The following is a 394-nucleotide window of genomic DNA, read 5'->3' on the forward strand; positions in this document are numbered from 1 at the left end:
GAGTGAACTGGGCGAAAGGTACGGTGCTGCAGCCATACAGGCCCGGCTCAATCAAGCTGTGGCAAGGTCGCCAGTACACAAGGCACTTACTGCAAACATCCCCTTCAAACAACAGCCACATTTACCCATGCACAACCTGCAGGAATGGCATCTTAAACCATTGACCCATGTAATGACTGCACATGCAATACCTACCGAACCACCAGCTACCCTTACCAAAAAGCGCCGCCGCAAGGCCAAAGGAAACATGCACCTGTAAAATCATCCCTTATGTCCCAAACAGGAGAAAACGAACAAGCCCTTCGAAAGATATTGGACCTTACCCGCCTGGTAAGTGTCGCAGTATTATTGCTTCACTTCTACTACACCTGCTATTTGCTGTTTCAGCAATGGG

2 protein-coding genes are annotated in these 394 nt (G+C 49.2%); both read left to right on the plus strand.

All coding sequences use genetic code 11. From position 1 onward, the window contains the following. Window positions 1-259, plus strand: a 259-nt coding sequence (locus tag BUE76_RS24615; RefSeq protein WP_158070027.1) for a hypothetical protein, incomplete at its 5' end; no start/stop codon positions are given. 11 nt (window positions 260-270) lie between these two features. Then, the coding region (locus BUE76_RS25505; RefSeq protein ID WP_143313447.1) for a YWFCY domain-containing protein at window positions 271-394 on the plus strand (124 nt) is incomplete at its 3' end.

Source organism: Cnuella takakiae (genome assembly GCF_001953305.1).
In the GTDB taxonomy this organism is placed as follows: Bacteria; Bacteroidota; Bacteroidia; order Chitinophagales; family Chitinophagaceae; genus Flavisolibacter; species Flavisolibacter takakiae.